This window comes from Palleronia salina (genome assembly GCF_900141995.1).
Classification (GTDB): domain Bacteria; phylum Pseudomonadota; class Alphaproteobacteria; order Rhodobacterales; family Rhodobacteraceae; genus Palleronia; species Palleronia salina.
This window is the reverse complement of the sequence record NZ_FQZA01000011.1, coordinates 109,536-122,663: the sequence shown is the minus strand read 5'-3', so window position 1 is coordinate 122,663 and position 13,128 is coordinate 109,536. Positions and strand designations below refer to the sequence as shown.

Sequence of the window (13,128 nt, the reverse complement as noted above, 5' to 3'; positions counted from 1 at the left end):
GTTTATAAGGTCCGACAACGGTGCCGAATTTGTTGCTCTGAAGGTCCGCGACTGGATCGGCGCCGTCGGTGCCAAGACCGCCTACATCGAGCCTGGCTCACCTTGGGAGAACGGCTACTGCGAAAGCTTCAACGCTCGATTCCGCAACGAGCTGCTCGACGGAGAGGTTTTCTATTCGCTCCGTGAGGCCCAGATCCTCATCGAGCGGTGGCGTCGCCACTACAATACCGTCCGGCCCCACAGCGCCTTGGGCTACAGGCCTCCGGCGCCGGAGAGCATCATAGCCGTCGACCGGCGACCAGCGATGCACTAACAATCAACCTGGACCACTCGGTTGGGGCAGCTCAAGTCTTTCTGCCGGAAGTTCCCCGACTCGCACGTGGCACCCTCTCTATCTTCCTTCAGACTTGGTAGCGAAGAGAACCCAGATATTGACCGACGTAGTTGGGGTATCGATCAGGCCGCGATCAGAAAGAGGTTTGTTACTAGGCTCTCAGGTCGATTGAGGCGTCTAGCAAACGTCTAATGAATCCACTCTTCACCAGATAAAGGTCATGTTTTCCTGCTCGGACGGTGATCCCTGCGAAATATACTTGAAAGTCGTCGTTTGAAGATTGGACCACAAAATTCGGACCACCGCTTAGACCGTCCGGGTCGAAAGATAGTTCTTTCAGGGGCTTTAGGTGTAGGAGGGTTGGGTCGTGCGGTTGACCGTACGGTTTAAGCGTCGTGGACCTTCGCAGGGAGCCGATGTGCTTTTTCTCATCTAGCTCATTGACCTGATCCATCGAAGGGTAGCCGTAGTTGAGGACCGCAACGATTGCGTCACTGAAGCAGTCAGGCGGGAACGCCCCAAGCCTGAAGAACCGATGTTTGAGTTTAGGATGTTCATCGCAAGCGTCGGAAAAGTTGAAGATTACGATATCTTGTAGGTCGTGCTCCGCACCCTCAGGGCCGATCATAGGTGCAGTGTAGCCCGAAGAGGTGACCGCGAACTCACAATCCTCGGTAAGCATGCTTATGTCCTCAGGATCGACGTCACTGATGTGATGGCCTGTGCAAAGCACAAGGAAGTGCTCTCGATATTATAGCGGCGTCGCTGAGCCCAACAAGCGAACCCTGTGGGTCTCGTCGTGGGTCGATGCAAATAGGTTGAAGCTGTAGTGACCGAGATTGCTCTGCAAATCCCTGGCTAGGATGTAGAGGCCGTTCACTGCCACGGAGGTGTTCACGCTACCAAGCAGCATTGGACTGTCTCTGTTCTCAACTGTTTTCGTGGGTGGTAAACGTGGGTGGAATGCACCAAGAACCCTCCTTGAAAAATCAACAAAAACAACATATTGGATTAAAACATGGTATTTGGCGGAGGAGGTGGGATTCGAACCCACGGTAGGCTTTCACCTACGTCGGTTTTCAAGACCGGTGCAATCGACCACTCTGCCACTCCTCCGACGCGGCCGTGCTAGCGTCTCGGCGGCGCGATGGGAAGGGTCGCGGCGTGAAATCGCGCGGGCGGGCGCGAAGTGCTTTGCAGCGCGGGGCGGAGCCGCTATCATCAACGTCAAAAGGCCCGCCAAGGGCCGATCGGGCAGCAATCAGGACATCTCAGGCGGCCGCGCGCCGCCGGTTCGAGGACAGGCATGAATTTCACGCGATCCATTTTCCGACCGCTCTCCCTGACCGTGGCGGGCCTTGCCCTTGCGGCATGCGTCGGCGGCGACGGGCCCTTCGGCGGGGGCGGCGACGACGCGGCGCCCGCGGGCCGCACCACCGAACTGGTCGAGCGCGACGTCGAGGCACCCGAGGTGTTCCAGGTGACCGAGCCGGGCCTGTGGGACGGCCGGCCGTCGCTGGGCGGCGTCTGGGTCGCCCATCCCGACGTGGACGAACCCGAGCGCGTGATCATCCGCAACGAAAGCAACGGCAACTTCGTGATCGGTGCCCTGTTCCGCCGCGAGCGCGAGAACCCGGGCCCCCGGTTGCAGGTCAGCTCGGACGCGGCCGAGGCGCTTGGCATGCTGGCGGGTGCACCGGTCACGCTGAACGTGACCGCGCTGCGGCGCGAGGAGTCCGCGGCCGAGCCGGCGACGACCGAGGCCACCGTGACGCCCGAGACGGGCGCGGCCGAGGCCGATACCGAGAGCCTGTCGGCCCCCGACACGATCGCGGCCCAGTCGCTGGACGCGCCCGCCGCCAGCGAAACGCCGGCCAGCCAGCCGGCCGAGACCGCGGCGGCGCGCCCCGTTTCGAGCCTCGACAAGCCCTTCATCCAGATCGGCATTTTCAGCGTGCAGGACAACGCCCAGAACACCGCGCAATCCCTGCGCGGCATCGGGGTCGTGCCGACGGTGAAAGAGCAGACCACCCAAGGCAAGACCTTCTACCGCGTGATCGTCGGCCCCTCGACCAACAGCGCCGACCGCGCCGCCGTTCTCGCGAAAGTGAAAGAGCTGGGCTTCGAGGATGCCTATTACGTGTCGGGCTGATACACCGGTTTCCGACTCGTCAAACGCCGCTACGAAAGGGCCACCAGATGACACGCCTGTTCCGGATCCTTTGGGCCGTCCCGGCCATCATGATGGCCGGCGCCGCCCTGGCGCAGGCCGAGTTCGACACCCGCGCCGGATCCGCCTGGGTTTATGACGTGGGCACCGGCACGGTGCTGATGGAGAAGAACGCCGACGTGCCCCTGCCGCCCGCCTCCATGTCGAAGCTGATGACCCTGAACATGCTGTTCGAGGCTCTGCGCGATGGCCGCGTGAGCATGGACACGCGCTTTGGCGTGTCGTCGCGCGCCGCCGCGCTGGGCGGGTCCTCCATGTACCTGACCGAGAACGACCGCCCCACGGTCGAAGAGCTGATCCAGGGCATCATCGTGCAGTCGGGCAACGACGCCTGCGTCGTGGTGGCCGAGGGCCTGGCCGGCAGCGAAGATGCCTTCGCCCGCCAGATGACGGCGCGTGCCCGCGACCTGGGCATGACCCAATCGACCTTCGCCAACGCCTCGGGCTGGCCGAACCCGAACCACCGCATGTCCATGCACGACCTGGGCATCCTCGCCACGCGGCTGATCACCGAGTTTCCGGATCTCTACGGGTATTTCGCGCAGACGATCTTCGAATATGACGGGCGCGTTCCCGCGAACCACAACAACCGCAACCCCCTTCTGGGGCTGGGGATCGGCGCGGACGGGCTGAAGACCGGGCACACCCAGGAAGCGGGCTACGGGCTGGTCGGCTCGGCGGCGCAGGGCGACCGGCGCGTGGTCTTCGTGATCTCGGGGCTCGACTCCGAGAAGGCGCGCGCCGAGGAAGCCGAGCGCATGGTCAGCTGGGCCTTCCGCCAGTTCGTCGAACGCCAGGTCGTGTCCAAGGGACAGTCCGTGGCGATGGCGGACGTCTGGCTGGGCAACACCGCGCAGGTGGGTCTCGTGGCGGCCAACGACGCCGAGATGCTGATCCCCGCCCTGTCGCAGGACAACGTGGTGGCCGAGGCGGTGTTCACCGGCCCCATCCAGGCCCCCATCGCCGAAGGCCAGCAGATCGGCACGCTGGTCATCAAGGTCGAAGGGCTTCCCGACACCGAGATGCCGCTCCTGGCCGACCGGGCCGTGTCCGCGGCGGGCTTCGTTCCGCGGCTGAAGACGGCGGCCGGCGTGCTGTTCCGCCAGTTGCTGGGCGCGACCGGCGCCGATGAGCTTGCGGCCGCCGCCGAAGAAGCCGTCGCCGACGCCGCAGCGGCCGTCACGCCCCAGTGACGCAGGACGGCCTGTTCCTGAGCTTCGAGGGCATCGACGGGTCGGGCAAATCCACACAGGCGCGGATGCTCGCCGACCGGCTGCGTGCCGAGGGGCGCGAGGTCGTGCTCACGCGGGAACCGGGCGGATCGCCCGGCGCCGAGGAAATCCGCCGCCTGGTCTTGGAAGGCGATCCCGACCGCTGGTCCGCCGAATGCGAATTGCTGCTTTTCACCGCCGCGCGCCGTGACCACCTGGAACGGCTGATCCGGCCCGCGCTGGCGCGCGGCGCCACCGTGATCTGCGATCGCTTCGCCGACAGCACGCGCATGTACCAGGGGCTGTCGCGGGCCGATCTGCGGGCGCAGGTCGACGCGCTCCACGACATGATGATCGGCATCGAGCCCGACCGCACCTTCCTGATCGACATGGACCCCGAGACCGGCCTCGCCCGCGCATTGGGGAGGCAAGGCGTCGAGGAACGGTTCGAGAGCTTCGGCGCCGAGATGCAGGCAAGGATGCGCGCGGGCTTTCTCGCCCTGGCAAAGGAGGCGCCCCATCGCTTCCGCGTCATCGACGGAGACCGCGCGGCCGAGGCCGTGGCGCGGGACGTCTGGGCCGCGCTGCCATGAGCGAGGAAGAGCAATACGAACCCGACCGCGTCGAGGGCGTGCCCCACCCGCGCCACACCGCGCGGCTGTTCGGCCAAGACAGGGCCGAGACCGCGATCCTCGACGCCTACAACGCGGGCACGCTGCACCACGCCTGGCTGCTGACCGGGCCGCGTGGCATCGGCAAGGCCACGCTGGCCTGGCGCATCGCGCGGTTCCTGCTGTCGCAGCCCGAGGGGGACGGCGGCATGTTCGCACCCGCCGCGCCGGACAGCCTGGACACGCCCGAAGATCACCCCGTGGTCGCGCGCGTGGCATCCCTGGGCGAGCCGCGGCTGTTCCTCACGCGGCCCACCGTGAACCCGCAGACCGGCACGCCGCGCCGCGACATCACGGTCGATACCGCGCGCAAGCTGAAATCCTTCCTGCATCTCTCGGCCGCGGATGGCGGGCGGCGGGTGGTGCTGATCGACAGCGCCGACCAGATGAACGTGGCGACCCAGAACGCCATCCTGAAGCTCTTGGAAGAGCCCCCTGCCCTGACCACCTTCCTGCTGGTCTGCCACGCGCCCGCGCGGCTGCTGCCGACGATCCGGTCGCGCTGCCGGACGCTGGGCTGTGCGCCGCTGGGTCCCGCGGACCTGGGCGCCGCGCTCGAACAGGCGGGGTTGCAGACGGATGTACCCGAGATGGTCATGGCGCAGCTGGCCGAGGGATCGGTTGGCGAAGCGGCACGCCTTCTGCATGAGAACGGGCCGGCCACATATGCGCGGCTGGTGGCGCTGATGCGCGGGTGTCCGGACATGGACCGGCAAGGGCTGGTGGCGCTGTCGCAGGGGCTGGCGGGCAACGTGGGACTGGCCAAGCTCGACACGCTGGTGCGGCTCATCGACCTGCTGATCGCACGTCTGGCCCGCGCGGGCGCCGGTGCCCCGCCCGAGGCCGAGGCAGCCAAGGGCGAGGCGGACATGCTGGCCCGCCTGTCGCCCGACCCACGGGCCGCGCGGGAGTGGGCGACATTGCACCAAAGCGTGGCGGCGCGGCTGGCACATGGGCGGGCGGTGAACCTTGACCCCTCCACGCTCATACTCGATACGGGCCTCACGCTGAACGACACGGGCCGCGCGATCCTTTCGCGCTAACTAGCCGCCCGTAGGACGGACACGGGGCCCGATGACCACCATCACTGACAGCCATTGCCACCTGGATTTTCCCGATTTCGAGGGCGAACGCGACGCCATCGTCGCCAGCGCGCGCGAGGCGGGCGTGGCCCGGATGGTCACGATCTGCACCAAGCTGCGGCAGGCCGACCAGGTCCGCGCCATCGCCGAGGCGCATGATCCCGTCTTCTGGGCCGCGGGCACCCACCCCATGAGCGCCGCGTCCGAGCCCATGGCAAGCGTCGACGACCTGCTGACGCTCGCCCGGCACCCCAAGATGGTCGGCATCGGCGAGACGGGGCTGGATTACCATTACACCGGCGACAGCGCGGCGGTGCAGCGCGAAAGCCTGCGCATCCATATCGAGGCCGCGCGCCAGACCGGCCTGCCGCTGATCATCCACGCCCGCGACGCCGACGACGACATGGCCCGCATCCTGTCCGAGGAGCACGCGGCCGGCAGCTATTCCTGCGTCATGCACTGCTTCTCCTCCGGGGCGGCCCTGGCCGAAACCGCGCTGGAGCTTGGCTTCTACCTGTCCATGTCGGGCATCGCCGCGTTCAAGAAATCGCAAGAGCTGCGGGACATCTTCGCCGCCGCGCCGCTGGACCGGATCCTTGTGGAAACCGACAGCCCGTACCTTGCGCCCCCGCCCCATCGCGGCAAGCGCAACGAACCGGCCTACACCGCCCACACCGCGCGCGTGGGCGCCGAGGTCTTCGGGCTGGACTACGCCGATTTCGCCAAGGCGACCGAGGCGAATTTCGACCGGCTCTTCGCGAAGGCGGCGGCGTGGGGAAAGGCATGAGCGATCTGCGCGTCACAATCCTAGGCTGCGGGTCCTCCGGCGGCGTGCCGCGTCTGGGCGGACTTTGGGGCGATTGCGACCCGAACGAGCCGCGCAATGCAAGGCGGCGGTGTTCCATCCTGGTCGAACGGGAGGGCAGCGAAGGCACCACGCAGGTGCTCGTCGACGCGTCTCCGGACCTGCGGTCGCAACTTCTGGATGCCGGTATCGCGCGGCTGGACGGCGTCGTGTTCACCCATGCCCACGCCGATCACTGCCACGGGATCGACGACCTGCGGATGATCGTCTTCAACATGCGGGCGCGACTGCCGGTCTGGGCCGATGCCGCCACCACGGCCAGCCTTTACACCCGGTTCCAATACGCGTTCGAGACGCCCGAGGGGTCGAGCTATCCGCCGATCCTCGACATGAACCCGATCGACGGGCCGGTCACCGTCGAGGGGGCGGGCGGCCCGATCACGTTCGAGCCGATCCGCGTGCAGCACGGGCGGATCGAGGCGCTGGGATTCCGCATCGACGACATGGCCTACCTGCCGGACGTGTCGGACATTCCGCCCGCCGCGTGGGACCAGCTGCGCGACCTGGACACCTGGATCATCGACGCCCTGCGGCGCGAGCCCCATTCCAGCCATTCGCACCTGGCGAACACGCTGGACTGGATCGCGCGCGCGGCGCCGCGCCGGGCGGTCCTGACCAACATGCACGTGGACCTGGATTACCGGACCGTGCTGGACGAGACCCCCGACCACGTCATCCCGGCCCATGACGGCCTTGTGCTGGCGCAAGGGGGATGAGCGCCCTTCTCGACGTCATCCTGCCCGTGTTCCTGGTGATCGGGGCGGGTTACCTGGCGGTGTGGCGCGGGCTGTTCGCCGACAGCGCGGTCGAAGGACTGATGAAGTTCACGCAGGGCTTCGCCATCCCCTGCCTGCTGTTCCGCGCCATCGCCACGCTCGACCTCGGTGCCGAGTTCACGTGGCCGATCCTCGCAAGCTTCTACGTGGGCGCCGCCTCGGGGTTCCTGCTGGGCGTTCTTGGTGCGCGCTTCTTCGGGCGCGGCTGGGAGGATGCGGTCGCCATCGGGTTCTGCGGGCTGTTCTCGAACACCGTGCTGCTGGGCCTGCCCATCGCCGAGCGCGCCTTCGGCGCCGAAAGCCTGCGCTTCAACTATGCCATCATCGCGATCCATGCGCCTTTCTGCTACCTGGTCGGCGTGACGGCCATGGAGCTGGTGCGTGCCAAGCAGACCACGTTGATGGGGCTGGGGCGCAAGGTCGGCAACGCGATGTTCCACAATTCGCTGGTCATCGGGATCGGCCTGGGGTTCGTGGTGAACCTGACGGGACTTTCACTGCCCAAGGTGCTGGACGACGCGCTGCAGATGATGATCCGCGCCGCGCTGCCCGCCGCGCTGTTCGGTCTGGGCGGCATCCTGTACCGCTACAAGCCCGAGGGCGACCTGCGGCTGATCGGGCTGGTCTGCGTGGCCTCGCTGGTGGTCCATCCGGCGCTGACCCTGGGGCTTGGGCTGCTCTTCGGGTTGGGCCCGGAAGCCTTGCGCGCGGCGGTCATCACCGGCGCGATGGCGCCCGGCGTCAACGCCTACATCTTCGCGAACATCTACGGCGCGGCGCGGCGCACGGCCGCCTCGGGCGTGCTGATCGCCACGGCGCTGTCGATCCTGTCGATCTGGCTGTGGCTTCTGATCCTTCCGTAGGCCCCGCAGGTCGGCGCCGGAATCCTTGGTTTCGCCGCAAGCACGCCACGATCCCATGAAAGTTCTGACTCACTGGTACAGTCGAGCTTTCCCGGCACGGGATCGTACGGCAGGATCAGGACGGGAAGGCAGCGCCTTCCCGACAGGCCCATCTGCAGAAAGCTCGTGGCAGGCCGAATTACATGAGTTTTGGGACCTAACACGATGGACGACGTCGCTCTTCCGAATATCGCCAACCGAAATTTCGGGAACGCCTCCCTGGCCGCGCTGGCCGCCCGCCCCGACCTTTGCGTCAAGGTGATCGACCGCAGGGGCCGCATCACCGCCATCAACGACGCGGGCGAGAAACTGCTGCAGGCGACCGACGGCGCGGCGCTTTGCGGGGAGAAGTGGTCCGAGATGTGGACCGGCGCCGACCGCACGACCATCGAGATGGCCGTCTCCTGCGCCTTCATGGGCGAAAGCTCGACCCACCGGCTGAGCTTCGACGGCGGCGAATGGGAAATCGACATCTGTCCACTTCTGGGCAGCGGCAACGACTACGAGACCGTTCTGGCCATAAGCCGCCTTGTCGCGGCCGATGGCCCCGAGACCTGCGAGATCGACACCAGCGCCAGGACCGCCGCCGCGGCCTTGGACGAGCTGACGCGCTTTGCCGCCCTCACCGCCCAGATGGCCGACTGGGTCAGCGCCAGCGGTGATCCCGTGCCCGAGGATATGGCCGAGATGCTGAACGACCTGTCGGCCAAATGCCAGAAATCCGTGAACGGGCTGCGGACCGGCTGACGGATCGCTCCGGCGCCGCCTTGGCGAAACGAAAAGGCCCGGCCGCTTCCTGCGCGCCGGGCCTTTCCTGTTCCGGTATCCTGCCGCGTCAGCTGGGCGACAGCCCGCGCAGGCGCTCCGAGCGGCGGCGCAGCAGCTCGACAGTGGTCAGCAGGGCGATCGAGATCACCACGAGGATCGTGGCGACCGCCAGGATCGTGGGCGAGATCTGTTCGCGCAGGCCGATGAACATCTGCCACGGCAGCGTCTTCTGTCCCGCCGAGCCGACGAACAGCACCACCACGACCTCGTCGAAAGAGGTGATGAAGGCGAACAGGCCGCCCGAGATCACGCCCGGCAGAATCAGGGGCATCTGCACCTTGAAGAAGGTGCGGACCGGTCCCGCGCCCAGGTTGGCCGAGGCCCGCGTCAGCGAGTTGTCGAAGCCCACCAGCGTCGCCGTCACCGTGATGATGACGAAGGGAATGCCCAAGGCGGCGTGGGCCAGCACGACGCCGATCCAGGTGCCCTGCAGGCCGATGCGCGAGTAGAAGAAGTACATCCCGGCGGCCGAGATGATCAGCGGCACGATCATGGGCGAGATCAGGATCGCCATGATCGCCCGACGGGCCGGCACGTGGCTTTGCGACAGGCCCACCGCGGCCAGCGTGCCCAGGCTCACCGACAGCAGCGTGGCGGCCGGTGCGATCTGGATCGAGTTCCGCAGCGCCGTCTGCCACTGGCTGTTGGTGAAGAAATCCTCGTAGTGCCGCATCGAATAGGCATCAGGATCCAGCGCCAGCATGCCCGGCGTGAAGGTGAAGAAGTTCTCGGCGTTGAAGCTGAGCGGGATGATCGTGAGGATCGGCGCGATCAGGAAGAAGAAGATCAGGCCGCAGATCACGCGGAAGGTATAGAACCAGATCCGCTCGCCAGTCGTGGCATAGGGGGGAAGTTCCATGGTGTTCTCTCCTTATCCCAGGCTCACGTTGTCGATGCCGACGATGCGGTCGTAGAGGTAGTAAAGCACCAGCACGAGGGCGAGCAGTATCGACCCAAGCGCCGCCGCCAGACCCCAGTTGAGCGAGCTGGAGATGTGGTAGGCGATCCGGTTCGAGATGAACGTACCGGTCGTGCCGCCCACCAGTTCGGGCGTGATGTAGTAGCCGATGGCCAGGATGAAGACGAGGATACAACCCGCGCCGATCCCCGGCACCGATTGCGGGAAGTAGACCCGACGGAACGCCGTGAAGGGCGTGGCACCCAGCGACTTGGCCGCGCGCACGTAATAGGGCGGGATCGTCTTCATCACCGAATAGAGCGGCAGGATCATGAATGGCAGCAGGATATGCGTCATGGCGATGATCGTGCCGGTCTGGTTGTTGATCAGCTCAAGACGGTTGTTGTCGGCCACAAGCCCGATCCAGACCAGGATATCGTTGATGACCCCCTGCTGTTGCAGCAGCACCTTCCAGGCCGAAGTCCGCACCAGCAGCGACGTCCAGAACGGCAGCAGCACCAGGATCAGCAGCAGGTTCGAAGTGCGCACGGGCAGGTTCGACAGCAGGAACGCGATCGGGTAGCCCAGCACGATGCAGCTGAACATGATGGTCAGCGACATGAACATGGTCCGCTGGAACAACAGGCCGTAGATCTGCTGGTCCTCAGGTTGCCGCTCGATGCCCTGCGGCGTCAGCTGGAAGTCGGCCGACGCCAGGAAGTAGCCGGCGGTATAGGGCGACGAGAAGGCCTCGATTGTGCCCCAGACTTCCGGGTCGGCCCAGTCCTCGTCGACTTCCTCGAGGAAGAATTCGCGGACCGGCACTTCCTCGAAGCTGCCGACGGCCTCGCGCGCTTCGGTCAGAAGGCCCGCGATATCGCCGTCGTAGCCTTCGCCGCGGCCGGCGGTCAGGTCCTCGTAAAGCGCCTGGTAGACGATGGCCCAGGGCTCTTCCTCGGACGGGCTGTCCTCGTCCTCGGACTGGATGACCTGCGCGAACTGGCGATAGATCGAGGCCGTGCGCGGCAGCGCTTCCTGCGAGATCTGGTTCAATTGGAAATCGGGCTCGGGCGTGGTGAATTCCAGCGCGATGGCCTCTTCGGCCGTGGTGGCCGCGTCCTGCGCCGCTTCGGCCTCTTCCTTGTCGGTGGCCCACTGGTCCCGCGCGGTCAGCCAGTCGTCGGACGCCATCAGCGTCATCCAGGTCTCGGGCTCTTCCCAGGCCTCGTCCAGCTCGACGAACTGGTCCAGGTAGACCTCTCCCACCTCGTCCATGTCGCGGCCGGTCTGGCGGAACAGCGACGAGATGCCGGTCGTCTCGTAGTTCAGGCGGCTGCCGAGGCGGGTGTGGTTCTTCAGCTCGGTCGCGATCATCAGGTCGGCGGCGAGCGCGCGGAACGTCTCTTCGTCCGGAACGCTTTCACCGTCCCAGCGCTCGAGCTCCTGCACCGTGCGCGGCAGCGTCTCGGACACGATCTGGTTCTCGACCGACCGGAACAGCATGTCGGCGATCGGCGCGATGAAGGTGACGAGGATGAAGATCAGCAGCGGCGCGATCAGGCCCAGTGCCCGCAGCTTCTGCACCCGCAGCGACCGGGCCAGCGATGCCTTCAGCGGCGTGCCGTCGGCGGCGAGAACCGGGCCCTTCTCGGCACGGTCGGCGTCGCGGATGGCGTTGTCGGGCGTTGCGCCGGTATAGGCGTCGGGATCGGTCGCGCTGGTCATGGCTCAGGTCCCCTCGACAAGGATGATGGTGCTCTCGGCGCAGCGACGGCGGATATCGGCGACCTCCTGGTACTCGGGGTCGTGATAGGCGGCCTTGGCGGCTTCGTAGCTGTCGAACTCGATCACGACGTGCCGGCCCATGTCCGTGCCCTCGGGCGTCTCGGACTCGCCGCCACGCACGATGAAGCGCGCGCCGTGGGATTCGAGGATCGGCGTGTCGCGCCGAACGTACTCGGGGTAACCCTCGGGATCGGTGACCTTGATATGGCCGATTATATAGCCTTTGGGCATGTCCGTCCTCCTGCCGCTCTACAAGATCATCCGAAATGATCCATGTCGGATCATCGCGGATAAGCTCGGGGATGTGGGACGAAGGGGCGGCCACGCCGCCCCTTCGCAAGGATCAAGCTTACTGCGACAGCCAGGCCTGGAACTTGGCGTCCAGGTCGTCGCGATAGTCAGCCCACCACTCGTAGTTGTAGAGGAAGGTGTTCTCGCTGTTGGCCGGGTCGGTCGGCATGTGCGGCGCCATCTCGATGCCCAGCTCGGCGTGGGTGCTCACCAGCGGGGCCGACGACTGACGCGCGGGGCCGTAGCTGATGTACTTCGACTGGTCGGCCAGACGCTGGGTGTCGGTCGCGAAGTTCAGGAAGTCCTTCACGCGGGCCAGCTTTTCGTCCGACAGGCCGGCGGGGATGATCCAGCCGTCCAGGTCGAACACCTGGGCGTCCCACAGCATCGACACCGGCTGGTCCTGCTCGGCGATCAGGCTGAACAAACGGCCGTTGTAGGTCGAGCCCATGACGACTTCGCCGTCGGCCAGCAGCTGCGGCGTGTCGGCGCCGGCGGTCCACCAGATGGTGTTGTCCTTCAGCTCGTCGAGCTTGGCGAAGGCGCGGTCCTGGCCTTCCTCGGTCTCGAGAACGTCGTAGATGTCCTCCTTGGCGACGCCGTCACACAGCAGGGCCCATTCCAGGTTGCCGATCGGACGACGCTCGAGGCTGCGCTGACCGGGGAAGTTCTCCTGGTCCCACAGCGCGCAGATGGTGTCCGGCTCGCCGGTCCAGCCTTCGGCGTCGTTGCGATAGCCGACGGTGGTCGAATACACGATCTGCGGGATGAAGCAGTCGCTGACGATCAGGTCGCCGAAGTCTTCGCTGGCGGGCGTGCCGTCGGGGGCTTCGGCCAGCAGCTCGTCATGGTCGACTTCCATCGCCAGGCCTTCGTCGCACAGGCGGATGGCGTCCGAGGCCACCACGTCGACCAGGTCCCAGGTGATGTTGCCGGCTTCGTTCATGGCGCGCAGCTTGGCCACGGCCTCGGCCGAGGACTCGTCCCAGGTGACGCTCACGTCGGGGTTCATCTCGACATAGGGCTCAGTGTAAGCCTTCTGCTGGCTGTTCTGGTAGGCACCGCCCCAGGACACGACGGTCATTTCGTCGGCCATGGTCTCGTGGCCCGCGGCGAACACGGCGCCAGCGGTGGCTGCGATGCCGGTGCTGAGAAGAATTGTCTTCAGTTTCATGTTATGGATCTCTCCTTGATGAGTTGCCCGTTTGGTTCGTTGCACCTCCGTCTCCGGGCGTGGATCGAAGGTTGGCCGCGG

General features: G+C 66.1%; 13 protein-coding genes, 1 tRNA gene and 1 pseudogene. 9 read left to right on the top strand and 6 right to left on the bottom strand.

All coding sequences use genetic code 11. The features are described from left to right. On the top strand, window positions 1–313 hold a 313-nt coding region (locus BUB76_RS14415; protein ID WP_139250819.1), incomplete at its 5' end, for an integrase core domain-containing protein. 172 nt (window positions 314–485) lie between these two features. Here the strand turns inward: BUB76_RS14415 and BUB76_RS17700 are convergent. After that, window positions 486–1,016 (bottom strand): hypothetical protein, encoded by a 531-nt coding sequence (locus BUB76_RS17700; protein ID WP_139250881.1) that lies wholly within the window; start codon window positions 1,014–1,016, stop codon window positions 486–488. Between the two features lie 344 nt (window positions 1,017–1,360). Beyond that, window positions 1,361–1,450, bottom strand: a tRNA-Ser gene (locus tag BUB76_RS14410). Between the two features lie 190 nt (window positions 1,451–1,640). Here BUB76_RS14410 and BUB76_RS14405 point away from each other — a divergent pair. The 8 genes from BUB76_RS14405 to BUB76_RS14370 all read left to right on the top strand — a co-directional run bounded on the left by BUB76_RS14405 (window position 1,641) and on the right by BUB76_RS14370 (window position 8,818). Beyond that, a complete protein-coding gene (locus tag BUB76_RS14405) occupies window positions 1,641–2,486 on the top strand; it encodes an SPOR domain-containing protein (RefSeq protein WP_073129495.1) in 846 nt (281 codons plus the stop codon). A 47-nt stretch (window positions 2,487–2,533) separates the two neighbouring features. Further along, window positions 2,534–3,757: a D-alanyl-D-alanine carboxypeptidase family protein gene (locus tag BUB76_RS14400; protein ID WP_084140680.1), complete on the top strand. Its 1,224-nt coding sequence runs from the start codon at window positions 2,534–2,536 to the stop codon at window positions 3,755–3,757. Further along, a complete protein-coding gene (gene tmk / locus BUB76_RS14395; RefSeq protein WP_073129494.1) occupies window positions 3,754–4,368 on the top strand; it encodes a dTMP kinase in 615 nt (204 codons plus the stop codon). Before BUB76_RS14400 ends, tmk begins: the two co-directional genes overlap by 4 nt. After that, the gene (locus tag BUB76_RS14390) at window positions 4,365–5,489 is read left to right on the top strand and encodes a DNA polymerase III subunit delta' (protein WP_073129493.1); all 1,125 of its coding nucleotides are present in this window, start codon (window positions 4,365–4,367) and stop codon (window positions 5,487–5,489) included. The genes tmk and BUB76_RS14390 overlap by 4 nt, the downstream gene beginning before the upstream one ends. Before the next feature lie 31 nt (window positions 5,490–5,520). Further along, window positions 5,521–6,315, top strand: a complete 795-nt coding sequence (locus BUB76_RS14385; RefSeq protein ID WP_073129492.1) for a TatD family hydrolase — start codon at window positions 5,521–5,523, stop codon at window positions 6,313–6,315. Further along, a complete protein-coding gene (locus tag BUB76_RS14380; protein ID WP_073129491.1) occupies window positions 6,312–7,109 on the top strand; it encodes an MBL fold metallo-hydrolase in 798 nt (265 codons plus the stop codon). The genes BUB76_RS14385 and BUB76_RS14380 overlap by 4 nt, the downstream gene beginning before the upstream one ends. After that, a complete protein-coding gene (locus BUB76_RS14375) occupies window positions 7,106–8,032 on the top strand; it encodes an AEC family transporter (RefSeq protein WP_073129490.1) in 927 nt (308 codons plus the stop codon). The genes BUB76_RS14380 and BUB76_RS14375 overlap by 4 nt, the downstream gene beginning before the upstream one ends. 204 nt (window positions 8,033–8,236) lie before the next feature. Then, window positions 8,237–8,818 (top strand): PAS domain-containing protein, encoded by a 582-nt coding sequence (locus BUB76_RS14370; RefSeq protein WP_073129489.1) that lies wholly within the window; start codon window positions 8,237–8,239, stop codon window positions 8,816–8,818. An 88-nt stretch (window positions 8,819–8,906) separates the two neighbouring features. Here BUB76_RS14370 and BUB76_RS14365 read toward each other — a convergent pair. The 4 genes and pseudogenes from BUB76_RS14365 to BUB76_RS14350 form a co-directional block, all read right to left on the bottom strand. Continuing rightward, a pseudogene (locus BUB76_RS14365) lies at window positions 8,907–9,758 on the bottom strand (ABC transporter permease); the annotation flags it as partial. Window positions 9,759–9,770: 12 nt separating this feature from the next. Next, window positions 9,771–11,522, bottom strand: a complete 1,752-nt coding sequence (locus BUB76_RS14360; RefSeq protein WP_084140679.1) for an ABC transporter permease — start codon at window positions 11,520–11,522, stop codon at window positions 9,771–9,773. A gap of 3 nt (window positions 11,523–11,525) precedes the next feature. Beyond that, window positions 11,526–11,813, bottom strand: a complete 288-nt coding sequence (locus tag BUB76_RS14355) for a DUF1330 domain-containing protein (protein ID WP_073129487.1) — start codon at window positions 11,811–11,813, stop codon at window positions 11,526–11,528. Window positions 11,814–11,931: 118 nt separating this feature from the next. Continuing rightward, the gene (locus tag BUB76_RS14350; RefSeq protein WP_073129486.1) at window positions 11,932–13,047 is read right to left on the bottom strand and encodes an extracellular solute-binding protein; all 1,116 of its coding nucleotides are present in this window, start codon (window positions 13,045–13,047) and stop codon (window positions 11,932–11,934) included. Between the last annotated feature and the right edge of the window lie 81 nt (window positions 13,048–13,128).